Source organism: Streptomyces sp. NBC_01257 (genome assembly GCF_035917255.1).
Classification (GTDB): Bacteria; Actinomycetota; Actinomycetes; order Streptomycetales; family Streptomycetaceae; genus Streptomyces.
In genome coordinates, this window is sequence record NZ_CP108472.1 from 4,374,641 (window position 1) to 4,391,415 (window position 16,775).

General features: G+C 72.3%; 16 protein-coding genes. 6 read left to right on the forward strand and 10 right to left on the reverse strand.

Annotated features, from left to right (window positions below; all coding sequences use genetic code 11):
• Positions 1 to 58 precede the first annotated feature (58 nt).
• The 4 genes from dacB (at position 59) to OG408_RS18785 (ending at position 4,717) form a co-directional block, all read left to right on the forward strand.
• On the forward strand, positions 59 to 1,639 hold the full coding sequence (gene dacB / locus OG408_RS18770; protein ID WP_266780237.1) for a D-alanyl-D-alanine carboxypeptidase/D-alanyl-D-alanine endopeptidase: 1,581 nt from the start codon (positions 59 to 61) through the stop codon (positions 1,637 to 1,639).
• 229 nt (positions 1,640 to 1,868) lie between these two features.
• Positions 1,869 to 2,453, forward strand: a complete 585-nt coding sequence (locus tag OG408_RS18775) for a TetR/AcrR family transcriptional regulator (protein WP_266780238.1) — start codon at positions 1,869 to 1,871, stop codon at positions 2,451 to 2,453.
• Between the two features lie 108 nt (positions 2,454 to 2,561).
• Positions 2,562 to 3,908, forward strand: coding sequence for an MFS transporter (locus OG408_RS18780; protein ID WP_326670902.1), 1,347 nt, complete (start codon positions 2,562 to 2,564; stop codon positions 3,906 to 3,908).
• A 50-nt stretch (positions 3,909 to 3,958) separates the two neighbouring features.
• A complete protein-coding gene (locus OG408_RS18785) occupies positions 3,959 to 4,717 on the forward strand; it encodes an SDR family NAD(P)-dependent oxidoreductase (protein WP_326670904.1) in 759 nt (252 codons plus the stop codon).
• On the opposite strand, the gene OG408_RS18790 is transcribed toward OG408_RS18785, so the two are convergent.
• Positions 4,645 to 5,775, reverse strand: coding sequence for a protein kinase family protein (locus OG408_RS18790; RefSeq protein ID WP_326674560.1), 1,131 nt, complete (start codon positions 5,773 to 5,775; stop codon positions 4,645 to 4,647). The genes OG408_RS18785 and OG408_RS18790 overlap by 73 nt on opposite strands.
• 335 nt (positions 5,776 to 6,110) lie before the next feature.
• Here OG408_RS18790 and OG408_RS18795 point away from each other — a divergent pair, with 335 nt between their 5' ends.
• Positions 6,111 to 6,947 (forward strand): methyltransferase domain-containing protein, encoded by an 837-nt coding sequence (locus tag OG408_RS18795; RefSeq protein WP_326670906.1) that lies wholly within the window; start codon positions 6,111 to 6,113, stop codon positions 6,945 to 6,947.
• A 71-nt stretch (positions 6,948 to 7,018) separates the two neighbouring features.
• On the opposite strand, the gene OG408_RS18800 is transcribed toward OG408_RS18795, so the two are convergent.
• From OG408_RS18800 to OG408_RS18820, 5 genes are all read right to left on the reverse strand, one after another.
• Positions 7,019 to 8,212, reverse strand: coding sequence for a serine hydrolase domain-containing protein (locus OG408_RS18800; RefSeq protein WP_326670908.1), 1,194 nt, complete (start codon positions 8,210 to 8,212; stop codon positions 7,019 to 7,021).
• Between the two features lie 136 nt (positions 8,213 to 8,348).
• Entirely contained in the window at positions 8,349 to 8,918 is a 570-nt protein-coding gene (locus OG408_RS18805) for an ATP-binding protein (RefSeq protein ID WP_326670909.1), read from the reverse strand.
• The gene (locus tag OG408_RS18810) at positions 8,915 to 9,121 is read right to left on the reverse strand and encodes a hypothetical protein (RefSeq protein ID WP_326674684.1); all 207 of its coding nucleotides are present in this window, start codon (positions 9,119 to 9,121) and stop codon (positions 8,915 to 8,917) included. Before OG408_RS18810 ends, OG408_RS18805 begins: the two co-directional genes overlap by 4 nt.
• 9 nt (positions 9,122 to 9,130) lie before the next feature.
• Complete coding sequence (locus tag OG408_RS18815) at positions 9,131 to 9,640, reverse strand: GNAT family N-acetyltransferase (protein ID WP_266780245.1); 510 nt, start codon at positions 9,638 to 9,640, stop codon at positions 9,131 to 9,133.
• A gap of 127 nt (positions 9,641 to 9,767) precedes the next feature.
• Positions 9,768 to 11,672 (reverse strand): alkyl/aryl-sulfatase, encoded by a 1,905-nt coding sequence (locus tag OG408_RS18820; protein WP_326670912.1) that lies wholly within the window; start codon positions 11,670 to 11,672, stop codon positions 9,768 to 9,770.
• A 146-nt stretch (positions 11,673 to 11,818) separates the two neighbouring features.
• Here OG408_RS18820 and OG408_RS18825 point away from each other — a divergent pair, with 146 nt between their 5' ends.
• Positions 11,819 to 12,559: an HAD family hydrolase gene (locus OG408_RS18825; RefSeq protein ID WP_266780247.1), complete on the forward strand. Its 741-nt coding sequence runs from the start codon at positions 11,819 to 11,821 to the stop codon at positions 12,557 to 12,559.
• Positions 12,560 to 12,593: 34 nt separating this feature from the next.
• Here OG408_RS18825 and OG408_RS18830 read toward each other — a convergent pair whose 3' ends face one another.
• From OG408_RS18830 to OG408_RS18845, 4 genes are all read right to left on the reverse strand, one after another.
• Entirely contained in the window at positions 12,594 to 13,397 is an 804-nt protein-coding gene (locus OG408_RS18830) for a hypothetical protein (protein ID WP_326670914.1), read from the reverse strand.
• Positions 13,398 to 13,540: 143 nt separating this feature from the next.
• Positions 13,541 to 14,959 carry a serine/threonine-protein kinase gene (locus OG408_RS18835; protein ID WP_326670916.1) on the reverse strand — a complete coding sequence of 473 codons (1,419 nt, stop codon included), beginning with the start codon at positions 14,957 to 14,959 and terminating at the stop codon, positions 13,541 to 13,543.
• Positions 14,956 to 15,780, reverse strand: coding sequence for an FHA domain-containing protein (locus OG408_RS18840; RefSeq protein WP_285567434.1), 825 nt, complete (start codon positions 15,778 to 15,780; stop codon positions 14,956 to 14,958). Before OG408_RS18840 ends, OG408_RS18835 begins: the two co-directional genes overlap by 4 nt.
• A 193-nt stretch (positions 15,781 to 15,973) precedes the next feature.
• Entirely contained in the window at positions 15,974 to 16,753 is a 780-nt protein-coding gene (locus OG408_RS18845; protein ID WP_266780251.1) for a polysaccharide deacetylase family protein, read from the reverse strand.
• Positions 16,754 to 16,775: the final 22 nt, after the last annotated feature.

Genomic DNA, 16,775 nt, shown 5'->3' on the forward strand with positions numbered 1-16,775 from the left:
GAGACGAACGGTGCGTGGTGCAGTGCGAGGAGAAGACTTCCGGTCCCTTCGGCGTCGTGTGGTCGCCGGATGCAGTGCGCTGCTGCTCCTGGCCCTGACATCGGGCGCCGCCGCCCAGGCGGTCTCGTCGCCCGACGCCGCCGGTCCCGACCGGCTCGACCCGCGGATCACGGAGATCATGCGGAAGCCGGACTACCCCCACGCCCAGTGGGGTCTGCTCCAGCAGGACCCGGACAGCGGGCGGGTCGTCCACAGCCGGTTCGCCGATCAGTTCTTCATCCCCGGTTCCGTGGCCAAGCTGTTCGGGACCTCCGGGGCGTGGGACGCACTCGGTGGCGACCACCGCTTCAGGACGCCCGTGTACGCGATCGGCGAGCGCCGCGGCAGCACGCTGAACGGCGATCTCGGCCTGGTCGCCCAGGGCGATCTCACCATGGGCGGCAGGACCCGTCGGGACGGCACGGTCGACTACACCGATCTCGACCACACGTACGCCGACGACTTCCCCGGCGCCACGCTCACCCCGGAGAACCCGCTCGCCGGGATCGACAAGCTCGCCCAGCAGGTGCGGCTCTCCGGCATCACCCGTGTCGCGGGGAACGTGATCGTCGACGACCGGCTGTTCCGGCCCGAGCCGGTCTTCGACCCCGTCCCGACCCCGCTGATCATCAACGACAATCTCATCGACCTGCTGACCACCCCGGGCGCCCGTCCCGGCTCGCCCGCCCGGCTGGACTGGCGGCCGAAGGTCTCCCCGTACCGCGTCACGTCGACCGTGCGGACCGTGGCTGCGGGGCAGCCGACGGACATCCAGGTGACGGCCTCCGCCGACGGCACCCGGATCCGGCTCTCCGGCACCATCGCCGCCGGCTCCGAACCGGCGCTGAAGGTGTCCCCGATCACCGACCCGGCGGCCTTCGGGCGCACCGCGCTGATCGAGGCGCTGGAGCGGGCCGGGGTACAGGTGACGGCGAAGGCGACCGGCGCCAACCCGGTCGGGCAGCTCCCCGGCTCGTACGCGGGCCGGCCGCGCGTGGCCCTGTACACCTCGCCGCCGTTCTCCCAGTACGCCAAGCTCATCTTCAAGGTCAGCCACAACCTGGGCGGCAACCTCGCCATCTGTCTGATGGCGGTCACGGCCGGCAGCAAGGACTGCATGGACGGCTTCCCGGTGCTGGCCGACTTCCTGGACCGCGCGGGCGTCGACCGCAAGCAGGTCCAGCTCCTGGACGGCCGCGGCGGAAACCCCGTCGACCGGACCACGCCCAGGGCCGTGGTGCAGCTGCTGACGTACTGGCAGCACACGCCCGAGGCGAAGGTCTTCCGGAACGCACTGCCCATCCTCGGCGTCGACGGTCTGCTGGCCGAGAACTGCACCCACTGCCCGGCCCGCGGAAAGGTGTTCGCGAAGACCGGGGCCGCGGTCGGGCTCGATGCGCTCAACAACCGGCTGGCCGTCGGCGCCATCACGATCGCCGGCTACCTCGACAAGGGCCACGGCCGCTTCGACGCCTTCTTCGCGGGCGTGAACGGCGCCTCCACCCGGACCACCGACGTCAACGAAGTGCTGGACATCGCCGACGACCTCGCCATGATCTCCGCGTACTTGCAGGAGGACGCGGCACGGCGCGAAGGCTGAGCGCTCACGGGGCCGTCCGCGACGGGTACGCCGTCGCGGACGGCGTACCCGTCGTCCGCGCACGCGCACCTCGTCGATCACCTGCGCGGCTCCGCGCCGGATCCCCCTCCTGCTCGACTGCTGTTCGCCAACTCCAGGTCCAGCCGGACCTGGAGTACGGCTCTGCAGCGGCTCCCGGGCGGAGCACATTTATTGACCGATCGTTCCGCAATGGCTTACGGTCTCGGATGTGGCCAGGACCAAGGAATTCGATCCGGACGCCGCGCTGCAGTCGGCCCTTGAGCTGTTCTGGCGGCGCGGCTACGAGGCGACGTCGATCGCCGATCTCGTCGAGCACCTCGGCATCGGCCGCGCCAGCATCTACGCCACCTTCGGCAGCAAGCACGAGCTGTACCTGAAGGCCATGGACCGGTACTCCGAGGGCCGCGATCCGTTCCTCCTCACCGAGCTGTCCCAGCCGGGGCCGGCCCTGCCCGCCGTACGGGCGGTGGTCCGCCGCTTCGCCTCGGAGGCCGCCTCCCCCGAGGACCGGCTGCACGGCTGTCTCATCACCAACACGGCGGCCGAACTCGCGCCGCACGACTCCGCGGCGGCCCGCCGGGTCGAGATCAGCTGGGAGCACCTCGAAACGCTGCTGCACTCCGCGCTCGTCCGGGCACGGGCGCAGGGCGAGCTGCCCGCGGACCGCGATCCGCGCGCACTGTCCCGCATGCTGCTCGTCCTGCTCCAAGGCGTACGGATCGTCGGCAAGGCGTCCGACGATCCCGCCCGGGTGCGGGACGCGGCCGAGCAGGCGCTCACCCTGCTGGACTGAGTCACGGGGCGCCGGGGTCATCGGCGCCCTCCACCCCCATACCGCATACCGCGTGCCGCACGCCCAGATAATGGACCGATCGTTCAAATATTGCGTAGGAGGAGGGGTATGACCGCCGGGGGAGCCGCCCACGTCGTCGACGTGCAGCACCGCTACGCCTTCGCCCTTCTCGGCAGCGTGCAGACCACGCTGATCTTCACGCTCGCCGCGATCGCCGTACCGCTGCCGGTCATCGGGCGGGAATTCGGCTTGCAGCGGGCCGACTTGATCCTGCTCAGCGCCTCGTACGGACTGACCTTCGCCGGGCTGCTGCTCTTCGGCGGCCGTCTGGCCGACCGCTACGGCGGGCGGCGCACCCTCGCCTTCGGCCTTCTTCTCTTCGCCGCCGCCTCGGCCGCCGCCCCGTTCGCTCCCGGTGTCGGGGCCCTGCTCGCGGCCCGTTTCGCGCAGGGCGCCGGTGCGGCCCTCGTCGCGCCCGCCGCCATGGCGGTGCTGCGTGCCGCCCATCCGTCACCCGCCGCGTACGGCAGGGCGATGGCCACCTGGGGCGGCCTCTCCGTGCTCGGCGCGACCGCCGGGAATCTGCTCTCCGGCGTCATCCTGACGTGGCTCTCGTGGCGTTGGACGTTCGTCGTGCCGCTCGTGGTCGCGGTCGCCGCCCTGGCGCTCGCGCCCCGGCTGCTGCCGCACACCGCTCCGCACCGCGGCAGGACGCTCGACCTGCCGGGCGCTCTGCTCGCCACGGCCGGGATCACCTTCGCCAGTTACGGACTCGTCGTCACCGACGTCCGGCCCTGGTTGTCGGCGGGCGTGCTCGTGCCCCTGCTCGGCGGGACCGTCCTGCTCGTCGTGTTCCTGTGCGCCGAGCGCCGCGCCGGCGACCCGCTGCTGCCGCCCCGCTTCCTGCTCGACCGGCGGCGGGGCCTCGCCCTCACGGCCATCGCGCTGAGCGCCTGTGCGACCGCGATGACCTCCGTGGTCCTCTCGCTCCACCTCCAGCAGACACGCGACTGGTCACCCCTCCGGACCTCGGCGGCCTTCGTGCCGTTCGCCCTCGCCCTGATCACATCCGGCCGGGCGGCAGGGCCGCTCGCCGTGCGGTACGGGGCCGGAGCCGTCACGACCGCCGGACTCGGCACCGGCGCGGCCGGGCTCGCCCTCCTCGCCGGCCCCGGACTCCACGCGCACACCCCGTACGCGTACGGGCTGCTGCCGGGACTCGTGCTGCTGGCGGCCGGTACCGCCGCCGCGTTCGGCGGGGCCGCCGTGCTCGCCACCGCAGGTGTGCCGCCGCACCGGACCGGGCTCGCGGGCGGCGTGCTGAACAGCGCGATGGAGCTCGGCCCGACCGTCCTGTTCGCCCTCCTGCTCGCGCTCGGCAGCGACTCCCTCTCGCTGGCCGCGACGGGGTGCGCCCTCGCCGTCACAGCCGTCCTCAACCACCGCACCCACTGAACCAGCACCTACACGCCAACTGAGCCATTCATCAGAGGAGTTACCGGACCATGAACCGCTTCACCGGCAAGACCGTGCTCGTCACCGGCGCAGGCTCCGGTCTCGGCCGCGCGATCGCGCTCGCCTTCGCCGCCGAGGGCGCCTCCGTGATCGCCGCCGGTCGCACCGCGGCCACCCTGGACGAGACGGTCGGCCTCATCGAGGCGGCCGGCGGCACGGCTGCCGCCCGTACGGTCGACGTCACAGACTCCGGCCGGCTCCAGGACCTCGTGCGCGAGAGCGTCACCCGCTTCGGCGGGCTCGACATCGCGGTCAACAACGCCGGGATACTCCGCGGCGCCGGCCCGGTCGCGGACGTGAGCGAGGAGGACTGGGACGCGGTGCTGCGGACCAACGTCACCGGCGTCTGGCTGGCCATGAAGCACGAGATCGCGCACATGAGGGAGAACGGCGGCGGGGTCATCGTCAACGTCTCCTCCAACCTCGGCGCCCACCTGCGCATCCCGAACGCCGCCGCCTACATCACCTCGAAGGCGGCGGTCTCCGCACTGACCCGCGCCGCCGCGCTCGACCACATCCAGCAGGGCATTCGCATCAACGCGGTCAGCCCGGGCGCCTCCGCCGCGCCCATGTCGCTCCGGCCCGGCGAGACCGAGGCCGGCCGGACCGAGCGGGTGAAGTCGGAGAACCCGCTCGGCCGGGTCGCGGCGGCCGAGGAGGTGGCGGCCGCGGTGCTCTACCTCGCGTCGCCCGCGGCCGGATCGGTGGTCGGCACCGACCTGGTCGTCGACAGCGGTTCATCGGCCTGAGGCCTCGGCCGCGCTCCGTCGGCTTCGAGTATCCGGCGGAGCTCGGCCGCGGGGTACGGGGTCTCCCTGTCCCCGTCCTGGACCTTCAGGTAGAAGTCCGTCAGCTCTGCGGCGAGCGGCGCGTGCCGGGAGAGGACGGCCCTGGCCTTCGGCGGCCCGGTCAGCGGGTCCTCTCCCCGGCCGCATGCGCGGATGAGTGCGATGCGTTCGTCGCGCTCATATCCGTACAGGGCGGTGATCAGCCAGTTCACCAGCCAGCTGACCGTGTAGCAGCGGTCGTAGGTCCGGTGCAGGCCGAGGAAGCCGGCCTCGGAGGGTGACAGGTCGAACAGGGAGGACAGGGCGAGGCCGAAGTCCGTGAAGTAGAGGCGCCGGCCGTCGGTGAGGATGTTCTGGAAGTGGGCGTCGAAGTGCAGGAGCCCGTGCGCGTTCATGAAGGACGTACCGGCCTCCAGTTCGCGCTCCACCATGGGGAGGACCTCGTCGGCGGCCTCTTCGCCGGTCTGCGCCAGCTCGGTGAGCCAGTCGTGGAGCGTGAGGGGGATGTACTCCAGGAACAGCGTGAGGCTCGCCGAGGACTGCTGAAGGCCCTCGATGCGGCGACGCACCTCCGGACTCCCTCCCCAGAAGGCCACCACCTTGTCCACGTCCGCGAGGTCCTCGGGCAGTACGGCCGTCTCCGGCAGCACGCGCCAGTGGTACATCATCGGGAACCCCGGGTACGCGCCTTCGAGCACCCAGTTCGTCGTCATGGTGTGGACGGCGAGCTCCCGCCACGCCCCGAAGCCGGGCCCGCCGACGCCGTACTGACAGCACATGGGCAGCCCGTACAGGTTGGCCGTGGACCGTACGTTCTCCGGCAGCAGCTCCAGGTCCGTGAGCGGCACCCGCTTCACGAAGACCTGCTTCCCGTCGACCTCCAGCAGCGCGGACCTCCCGCCGATACCGGAGCCGAGCGGCGGGGCGGCGTCCACAAGTGCGGCCAGCTCGTGGTCACTTCGCAGGGCGAGGGCGGTGGAGACAGTGCTGTGGGCGGCCAGACGCGCCGCGGCCGCCATGTCGGGGTGCCCGGCTGCGCCCTGCGTCGAGACGTCCGTCGGAGTGTGCGTCGAGGCGCTCTTCGGGTCATTCGTCGGGCCGTGTGTCGGGTGATTCGCCGGGGTGTTCACCGGGGTGCTCATCGCAACGCCGGTTTCTTCTCCACTGCCCACAGGCCTCCGCCTTCCGTGAGTCGCTCGGTCGATCGGTCGCTGCCTCTCCGCACTGTAGGCGCAGGTCCGATCGGCTCAGGCGCGGCGAGCCTCGGCCGGGCAGCGGCCCGGCCGCGGAGGATGGGTGGGGCGACGGCCCCGGGCCGGGCCGCGAACCCGCCCCGCAGTGGAGAAGCCTGGTGATGAAGATGCCCGACGATGCGCCGTTCCCCGGCGGCGGCCGCTACGGCGAAGCCTTCTTCCGTCCCGAACAGGCGGGGGAGGGCGAGCGGATCGACTTCGGGGCGCTCGCCTACGACGACATCACGATGGCGAGGCTGCGGGCACTGGGAGCGGGTCCGGGCTGGCGCTGTCTCGACGTGGGGGCCGGCACCGGCACGGTCTCCGGCCGGCTGCTGGGCGAGGCCGGGGTGACGAGCGTGCTCGCGGTCGACCGCGACGTCCGGTTTCTCGCCGAACGGTCGGTCCCGGGGCTGGAGGTCCTGGAGGCCGACATCGCCGCCCCCGGCTTCGCCACCGGGCTGCGCGGTCCCTTCCACCTCGTCCACGCGCGCTTCGTGCTGATGCATCTGCCGGATCGTGAGCGTCTGATCGCGGCACTGGCCGGCCTCGTCGCGCCCGGTGGTGTGCTGGTGCTCAGTGACGCGGTCGACCTGACGAGCGACCGGGCGCCCGGCACGCCGTACACCGCGGCGATGCGGGCGATGTGGCAGGGCCTGGGGGCCACCATCGGCACCGATGTGTCCTGGGTACCGTCGTATCCGCAGTTGCTGCGCGGGGCGGGGCTCGGATCCGTCGCCGCCGAGATCCATGTGCCCCCGCTGCTTCCGCGCAGTGCCCTCAGCCGATTCTGGGCGGAGACGTGGGAGCGCAGCAGGGAGGCGATGATCGCCACCGGCCTGGTCGACGACGCGGGTGTCGACGCGGCGGTGCGCTACCTGGAGTCCGAGGAGTGCGCGGCGTTGTCGGCCGGGATGCTCACCGCCTGGGGACGGAAACCGGGTGGGAGCCCTCGCTGACGGGGCCCTCACCCGGCTGATCCGCTCTGCTCCGGCGGCACGGCCCGTGGGGCCGGCCGACGGGACGCCCGCTACGTCGGGGAGACCCCGCCGTCGTAGACATTGTCCGGGGTGGCGATCCGCGTGATCGCCCGGGCGAGCAGCGTGGAGGGCTCCTGGGTCCCGCTGAGGGAATCCGTGTTGATCATGATGACCAGGGTGGCCTTGAGCGGGGGCAGGTAGACGGTGACGGTCTCGTACCCCGGCAGGGAGCCGTTGTGCCCGATCCAGCCGCCGGTCTCGAAGATGCCGAGGCCGTAGCTGAGACCGGGAACGCCGGTCGGCAGCGTCTTGAGCCGCTGCGCCTGCGTCCTGGGGCTGAGCAGTTCTCCGGTGGCGACGTTCCTGGCCCAGCTGCGCAGGTCGTGCAGATCGGAGATCATCGCGCCGGCGCCCCACGCCCAGCTGGGGTTCCAGCAGGTGGCGTCCGCCGTCTCGCCGCTCAGCGTCTGGTCGGTGTATCCGTGCGGGTGCGGTGCGGGGAACTCGGGCCCCGTCGGGAACAGCGTGTGGCGCAGACCGGACGGGCGGAGCACCCGGTCGTGGATGAAGTCGCCGAGCCGCTGCCCGCTGACCTTCTCGATCACCAGGCCGAGCAGGATGAGGTTGGAGTTGGAGTACTGGAACTCCGCGCCCGGCGCGAAGGTGTTCTTGTGCTTCATGCCGTACGCGAGCAGTTCCCGCGGGGTGAAGTAGCGCTGCGGGTCGCTCAGCAGGTCGTGCTCGAAGTCCGCGTCGGCGGTGTACGGGAACAGGCCGCTGCGCATCTCGGCGAGCTGGCGGAGCGTGATCCGGTGTCCGTTGCGCACGCCGGGTACGTAGTCGGAGATCGGGTCGTCGAGGCCGACCCGGTGTTCGTCGACGAGTTCGAGCAGGGCGGTGACCGTGAACGTCTTGGTCTCGCTGCCGATCCGGACGTACGAGTCGGCGGCCATCGGCTCACCGGTGGCGGTGTCGGCGACGCCTGAGGCGCGGACGTAGTTCCCCTTGCCCGGCATCCACAGGCCGACGACGGCGCCGGGAATGCCGGCCTGCTCGCGCACGTCCTCGATGGCTCTGTCCAGCCGGGCTCTCAGCGCGGGATCGAGGCAGTCCCGGGCGCAGCTGTCGTGCCGGTCGATGCCCGCGGCCTGGACCGGCGGCGAGCCGGCCAGGGTCATCGGGGCCAGCACAGAGGCCACGAGCAGTGTGGCGGCGAACAGCCGTCGGGCGGGGGTGCGTCGCATGTCGGAGCGCCTCTTCCGGGGTCGGGGGAACGGAGCGCCACATCACCATCCGGACCGCGGGGGCGGGGCACCGTCCGACGCGCGCTCCGGCGAGTCCACCCGTTCGGGGTCCGGCCCACGTCCGAGCAGCCGCGGTTCAGGCCCGGCGGAAGGTGAACCGCCGGGCGGCCTCCGCGGGCGTGACCCCTTGTCCCCGCCCGGGGACGTCGTACACGAAGGCGGCGCCCTCCGCTCGCAGCCGGGCCTCGTTCGCGTCCTGCCTCATGAGGGCGGCGTAGGCCCTGACGTCCGCGGCGGAGACGTCGTCCCGCGGCCGTTCCGCGTTCTGTCTCAGCAGGTCCGCCTCGCCCTGCGGGAAGCGGAGCACGGTCACCGGCGCACCGAAGCGTTCGGCGAGGGCCGCAAGGCGTGCGCGTGCCCGCGGCGTGACGTTCGTCGACTCGGCGACCGCGGTGCGGCCCGCGGCGAGTCTGCCGGCGATCCGGCGGTCGCGTTCGTCGAAGATCCGCGCGTCGGCCGCGTCGCAGACGGCATCCGCTCCCTCGTCCCCGAAGAGCTCCGCACGGATCGCGTCGCTGGAGACGACGGCCTCCGGGTCGAGACTCCCCCGGGCGACCAGCTCACGGACGAAGGCGGTCTTGCCCGAGGCGGGCGGTCCGACGAGTACGACGAGTCCCGCGGGGACCGGCATCTGCTCGGCGCTCATGATGCCTGGCCCGACAGGGCGGACAGCGCGGCGCGGGCCGCGGACATGAAGGCGGCCTTGCGTTCGTCCAGGTGCTCCCTCAGCCGCCGCTCCTCGGCCCGGTCGGCGGACCGCTGGGTGGCGCGCTGGGACAGGGCCGTCAGCCCGCCGCCGAGCGCGACGCCCGTGAGCGAGAGGACCGAAGTCCACACCTCCGAGGCCATGCTGTCCCCCTACGACAGGTCCTTGCGCATCAGCGTGCACATGGTCTCGTACCGGCGCAGCGAACCGTCCGGCGCCTCCACGTCCCAGGAGTCCGGTTCGCTCCCGTAGGCCTCGTACCCCAGGCGTTCGTACAGCGCCCGCGCACGCGGGTTGCTCTCCTCCACCCCGAGTTCCGCCCGCCGCAGGCCGCGTGACCTGATGCGGTCCTCCGCGGCACGGATGAGCACGGTGCCCAGACCGCACGACTGGAGAGCCGGCAGCACCCCGAGCTGCCACAGCGTGCCGGCGCCGGCCGCGACCCGGTAGTCGACGCCACCGATCGCGACGGGGAGATCCGCCGGCGTACAGACCGCGAGATAGTCCACCTCCCCGGCCGCCGCACGCTCCAGCTCATGCGCCACGTGCGCGAGATGAAGCGGCGTGCCGGACCAGGCGCAGGACGGCAGATCGGCGGGCACCAGGTCACGGACGAGGACGGGGACGACGATCTCGTCCGCCGCGGCAGGCAGGAGGCTCATGTCCCCATCCCAGCAGGCGGAGGGAGATCCGCACAGGGGATTTCGGCGCAGGGCACGAGCCCCGCGCCGACCGGTCACCTCTCACCGCGACAGCAACAGCAGCCCCTGTAAAGGGCCTTCAGGGCCTTCAGGGCGTGATCATCGGGAAGTTCGGGTCGAAGTCGTCGAGGAGTCCGGCAAGGGTCCGCAGGACGGTGTCGTCGCCGTCGAGGGTGATCTTCCCGGCCTCGGCGAGCCGGTGCGCCTCCCCGGGCTTGAGGACGGTGGCGACGAGGGCGGCCTTGGGGCCGCGGGCGGTGAGCTGGGTCCCGGGGTGGGCGCCTAGGCGGGCGTTGAGGACTCCTCGCCGCACCCACATGGTCCAGGTCTCGTCGGTGTCCGTGAAGTGGAAGTCGATGCGGAGGTCGGCGTCGGCGGCCTTGTCGCCGATGAGGTGCACGGCCGCGAAGTCGAAGAGGATGCCGACCGGCATCGCGAGGATCGAGTCGGGGCTCGCCGTGGCGAACGCGGCCGGTACGACGCCGTCGCGCAGTTCCCTGGCGGCGGTGAGGAAGATGCCGCGCCACTGCGGGCCCTCGGCCTGGTAGCCCATCTGCTCGTACGCGTCCGCCTGGAGGTTCTTGGCCTCGGTGTTGCCCGGGTCGGCGAAGACCAGGGCGTGCAGGATCTGGACGGCCCAGCGGTAGTCGCCGTCCTCGAAGGCGCGGCGGCCCTCGGCGAGGATCTGTCCGGGGCCGATCAGGTCCGTGAGGCGGCGGGCGGTCTCCGCCGGGGTGTGCGGGTGGAGGGTGGCGGGGTCGCCGTCCCACAGGCCCAGTTCCTTGTGGAAGACGGCACGGACGTCGTGGTGGAGGGTGCCGTGGTAGCCGCGGCTGGCCCAGTTCCTGCGCAGCTCCTCGGGGAGCTCGACGGCCTCGGCGGCCTCCAGCGGGGTGTAGCCCTTGTTCGCGAGCCGCAGCGCCTGGTCGTGGATGTACTTGTACGTGTCGCGCTGGGACTCCAGGAACGTGGTGATGTTCTCGTTCCCGAACACCGGCCAGGTGTGCGGCCCGTAGTGCACCTCGGCCTCGTCGCCCCAGCGTTCCAGCGTCTCGTCGAGATAGCGGGCGAAGTTGCGGGCGTCCCGCGTGCGGGCTCCGCGCAGGGTCTGGATGTTGTGCAGGGAGTGGTTGGCGTTCTCCGCGCAGGTCAGCGCCTTGAGCTGCGGGACCCAGATGTGCATCTCCTCGGGCGCCTCGGTGTCCGGGGCGTAGAGGAACTCGAATTCCAGGCCCGCCAGTTCCCGCTTCTCCCCGGTCCTGGTCACGGAGTCGGTCGGGGAGATGTACGAGATGGTGCTGCCGGACGGGGCGTAGATGCCGATGCCGCTGGTGACGCAGCCGCAGGAGTTCCGGTCGAGGAGGCTGCCGAAGGCGTATCCGGCCCGGCGGGACATGGCGTTGCCGGCGATCACGTTCTCGCCGATCGCATGCGCGTCGAAGGAGGCGATCGTGCCCGGGGCGATGATCGGCACCTTGCCCGACGCGACGTCGTCCGCGCTGACGACGCCCTTGACGCCGCCGTAGTGGTCGATGTGCGTGTGGGTGTAGATGACGGCGGCCACGGGCTTGTCGGAGACGTGTTCGCGGATCATCCGCATCGACATCGTCGCGGTCTCGACCGAGGCGGTGCAGTCGACCACCACCAGGCCGGTGTCGCCCTCGATGACGGTCAGGTTCGCGATGTCGCCGTTGCGGACCTGGAAGACCCCTTCGGCGATCTTGTACAGGCCGCCCTTGCGGATGAGCTGCGACTGCCGCCAGAGACTCGGGTTCACCGTGTCCGGAGCCGGGGTGTCGTCGCCGATGTAGTCGAACCACGCCGGGTCGAAGATCACCCGCCCGTCCCGCGTCTGCACCGTGCCGGGGAACGGGGCGAGGAATCCGCGGTCGTTGTCGGCGAAGTCCCGCCGGTCCTCCATCGCGTACCTGGAGACGGCCTCCCGGTTGATCGCGGCGGTGGCGGGGGTGGCGGGCTTGGGCGCGTAGGCCATGAGAATTCCCTCTCGTTCGCCGGCCGCACCGGCCGGCTCGGCGCGGCCCTGCCCCCAGAGCCTCACCCGGGCCGGAACGGCCTGCGAGCCGATGGGGCCGTTCGGGTGACGGCCGGTCTTCCTGACCGGAGCAGGATGATGGGCCCATGACAGACGTGGTCTTCTTCGATCTGGACGGCACCCTCGTCGATCACCGGAGCGCGGTCTTCGCGACGATCGGCCGGATCATCCGTTCCGCGCCGAACGCGACCGCGCCGCCCGAGGAGTTGGCCGCGTCGTGGTGGGCGCTGGAGGCGCGCCACATGCGGGAGTACCTGGCCGGTCAGTGCTCCTTCGCCGAACACCACCGGCGGCGGATCCGGTCGTTCCTGCCGATGCTCGGGGAGCCGGTGCCCGGGAGCCCGGCCCTCCTGGACTCCTGGATCGCCGAGCGCTACCTCGCCCCGTTCGAGGAGTCCTGGACGTGCTATCCCGATGTCCGGCCCTGCCTGGAGACGCTGAAGGCGCTCCCCCGGGGGCCGCGTCTGGCCGTCCTCACCAACGGGGACCCGGGACAGCAGCGCGCGAAGCTCGCCCGGTTCGGACTGCTCGGCTGCTTCGAGGCCGTCCTGACCCCGGCCGAGCTCGGCGCGGCCAAGCCCGCCGCCTACGCCGCGGCCTGCCGGTGGATGCGTACGGACCCGGCGCGGGCGGTCAACGTGGGCGACATGCTGGGCAGCGATGCCGACGCGGCGGGCCTCGCCGGGCTGACGGGCATCTGGCTGGACCGCGGCATCGACTTCGTCACCGGTGGGCCGTCGCCGGCGGCGGACGCGGCGGTGCTCCGCATCGAACGGCTCACCGACCTCCCCGGCCACGTGGCGCACACCGACAGCGGGAACGGCTGACCGGACCCGCCGCAGGTTCGGTACCGGTGGCCGGTCAGTCGTCCCGGCCGTGGCGCATGAACCAGTGGGTGTCGAAGTAATGGGCCAGCGTGAACGGGTGGGACCGGTCGGTGAGGGCGCGGCAGACGAACTCCGCGGCCCGGCAGCCGAAGGGGACGTCCTCGCCGTCGAAGGTGCGCACCACGACGGTCCAGCGGTCCGGGTCGGCGTCGTCGGTCCGCCAGCAGTACAGGTCCTCGTGCTCGGTGCCCGCCCAGATGAGCAGACCGTCGTCCCTGAGGTGCGTCCACGGCTCCTGGTTCAGGTCCAGGAACGCGTCGAACGACCCCGCGCCGAACGTCTCGACCATGCGCCGGTAGTCGCCCGGCAGTGCGGTGCCCAGGCGCGACTCGATCTCGGCCCAGTCCACATCCGGCCGTTCGTCCGGCCCGCTCCAGCCCGTGATCCGCTTGAGCCGCTCCATCCAGTCGAGGTCATCGCCCTCGTGCGGAGCGAGCGCCAGGACTTCCGGCACGTCCCTGCGGACGACCACCAGCACCGGCCGCACCTCCCCTCCGGCGTCGCGCACCGTCCCCGTGCCGAACCACTGGTCCCCGTACGCCCACGCCCTCATCGTCACGGTCCGGTCCCCGAAGGGGGCGAGCAGAGCCGCTCCCCCGCAGTCGCCGGCCGTCGGATCGGTGAAGCCGTCGAGGGCGAGGGTGCGCGGCGTCCCGAACCGGTTGGCGAGCAGGCCGGTCAGCGCCTCCGGGTCCAGGTCACCGGGCAGGAACAGGTGGGTGTGCTCCGGGCCGAGTCGGGCCAGCAGGTCATTGACGGTCAATTGCGTGAGCTCCATGGCGGCAGTGAAGCGCACCGCACTGACAGTCGGGGACGAACGGGCGGCCGCCCGGACAACACCTCCGTGGCGCCGGGGGTCCGCGGCCGTTCCGCCCGTCCCGGTCCGGCCCCTCGGGTCCCGGGTTCCCGGTGTCCCGTACGTCATGGGGTGCAGGTCTTCGCCCAGGTGTGGGAGTGCACGAACCGCCCCGGGGCGAGGTTGCGGCGTTGCCCCCGCTCGACGCAGCCGATGCGTCTGCGCAGGCCGGCCTCGGCGAAGTACGCGACGTCGACGAAGCCCTTCGGGTCGGCCACTCCGTTGTTGTATATCGAGCCCGGCGTGCCCGCGATCGCCCAGCTGCAGTCGTGCTGGCCGTCGGTCCAGTCGGAGTCGTCCCCCGACCAGGCGCACATCTGCCCCCCGCCGTCCGCCGCCGAGAAGAAGCAGACGGAACCCGGGGCGCAGCGGTCGTAGCCCGTGGCCGTCCCCGTCGGCCCGGGGCTCCGGCCCGCACGCGCGTCCGCGCCTGCCCCGGCCCCGGCTCCCGTCCGGGCCTCCGGCCTCGGCGCCGGGTCGTCGGTCAGCAGGGTCCGGACCCCGAGGCCGGCCACCGCCAGTACCAGCACGCCGGCCGCCGCCGCGAGCAGGGGACGGCGCGCGCGTCTGCGGCGCGGCGGCCGGCCCGCCGCCGCCTCCGAGGTCCGCCGCAGCAGCGAGGCCGCGTCGTACGGGGCCCGTTCCTCGTGCGTACGGGAGAGGCAGTCCGCCACGATCTCCCGCCAGGCGGTGGGGAGTTCGGAGGAAAGGCGTAACTCCTCCTCACCGCGGGCGTAGCGCACCGCCGCGTCCCGCCGGGCCGTCGGGGTACCGCCCGGCAACGGGAACGAACCGGTCAGGACCACGTGCGCCAGCACGCCGAACGCCCAGACGTCCGTGGTCCTGCGGATCTGCATGCCACGCTCGCCGACCTCGGACCACAGCAGCTCGGGCGGGGTGTAGTCGGCCGTCGCGAACCCGGGGGAGTACGCGTGCGTGCCCTCCAGTTCGGCCGCCATGTTGAAGTCGCCGAGCCGTGCCGTGCCGTCCTCCATCAGCAGCACGTTGCCCGGCTTGAGATCGCCGTGCACCCAGCCCGCTTCGTGCAGCTGGTGCAGCCCCTCGCAGATCTGCACGAGCAGGCGCGGCCCCTGGCGCGGCGGCCGGTCCGCCGCCAGCAGCGCGTCGAGGGAGCCGCGTGCCTCCTCCAGTACGAGGACGGTCGCGCCGTCGAGTTCCGGATGGGCCGGGTCGTCCACCGTCAGCGCGTCGTGCATCCGGATCAGCCGGGGCGAACGGAGCCGGCTCAGCAGGTCGACCTCCCGCTCGGCCAGCTCCCGGAGGTGGTGCAGCTGGCGCGGCGTACGCGTGCCGGTCGGGAGGAACTTCAGGGCGGCACGGGGCAGTTCCGCGGCGCCGTCCTCGTGCCGCGCGGCGTACACATGGCCGAAGGCCCCCGCGCCGAGGGGCTCCTCGACGATCCAGGGACCGACCCGGTAGCCGGGCGGAACGGACGCGACGGCGTACGGCTCCGGCCCGCTCACCGGCCCCCGCCGCCCGCGCAGAAGGCCGGCGCCGCGAGATCGTCCTCGCGCACCAGGTCGAAGCGGAGCGCGAGGGAGACCAGCATCTCCTTCTTGCCGTTGAGACGGGGTCCGGGTTCGCAGGAGTCGGGGCCGGGCTTGAGCCGCAGCTTCACGGCCAGATAGTCGATGTTCCACTGCACCGCGGCCCGGTTGGCCGCCGGCCAGCACGGGCGCAGCCGTTCGACGACCTGTTCCACGGTGGGCAGCGGGGCGTACGGCTCACCGCGCAGCCGGGGCTCGCACAGGGCCGCCAGCACGGTGAAGTACCGCTTCGAGCGGTCCAGGGGGAAGGCCAGCGCGGTCGGCTCCCCGCCGCGGCCCCGAACGGGCTCGTTCCGGCCCCGACGGCCCGCACCGTCCGGTCCGCCCGGCCGTTCCGGCTGCTCCGCGCCCTCCGCCGGGGCGGCGTAGTCGTGCCGGGGCGCCCAGACGTCGAAGCTGAGCAGGTCGGTGCCGGCGGGCAGGACCACCCGGGAGAACTCGAACGCCACCGGGGCGCCCAGTCGCCTCGGCGCCACCTTGATGTGTTCCCCCGCGCCCTCCGGGTTCTCGACGGCGTAGGTCGCCGCACGGCTGAAGTTGCTGAGCGACCAGTAGGTGTCCGTCGCGGTGATCTCGCCCGCGGAACGCGAGACGCCGTCGTGCGGAATGGTGAGGAGGGTCTGTGCACCGGTGGATGCCGATGCCTCCCGGCCGAAGCGGAGGGTCTCTCCCGGGGCCAGCCGGAGCTTCTCGCAGGGGGCCATCCCGGGCCCCGGAACCACGATAATGGTGTACATGAGCTGATTCCTTCCCCCGAAGGTCTCCCTTGAGGGTAGGAAACGGCGATAAACATCCGCATGACGCGCAGGCCGGTACGGCGTCACGCCCGATCGCGCTCGCCGTACCGGTCCAACACACCTTGTGCTACTGCCGGTTGCCGTCGGACGGTACGGCGGCCTCGTACGTACCGGGGCGGGGCGGCCCCGGTCCCTACCGCACCGGGAAACCGAAGGAGTACCCCTCCTGCCGCAGCCACGGCAGGACCTGGCCCAGGGCGGCCAGGGTCTGGGAGCGGTCGCCGCCCGCGTCGTGGAAGAGCACCGTCGGTCCTTCGGAGATCTCCCGCTTCACGGTGGCGACGATGGTGTCCACGCCGGGGTGCTCGAAGTCCTTCGTGTCGACGTTCCAGCCCAGCGGCCGCATCCCCCGGGACGCGGCGAGGTGCCGGCTGAAGGGGGTGAAGGCGCCGCCCGGGGCCCGGTAGTACTGCGGCCGGACACCGCCGGACGCCTTGGTGATCATGCGTTCGGCGTCCAGGATCTCCTTGGACTGGTAGGCCTCGGACTTCTTGTCCATGGCCGTGTCGTGGGAGACGGTGTGGTTGCACAGCCGGTGTCCGCCCGCCACGACGGCCTTGACCAGGTTCGGGTACGCCTGGGCCTGCGTGCCCACCATGCAGAACGTCGCCTTGACGCCGCTGTCCTTGAGCAGTTGCAGCACCTGCGGCGTCCAGGTGGGGTCGGGTCCGTCGTCGATGGTGATGTTGACGCCGCGGGCCCCCGCGTCCGAGGCGTGCACGATGTCCTCCGCGACCTTGGACACCTGGCCGGCGGGCTGGGAGTGCGGCGCCTGCACACGGGCCTCGGACTGCCGCGCTCCGGCGGTGCCGGCCTGCGCGGTCCACATCGAGGTGGCCGCGGCCAGCGCCGTCACCCCGAGCGCCGCCGCGAGAAGCCGGCTGTGCCATGCCCTTCCCTTGTGCTTCGCCATGTCCGCCCGCCCCTTTGCTGCC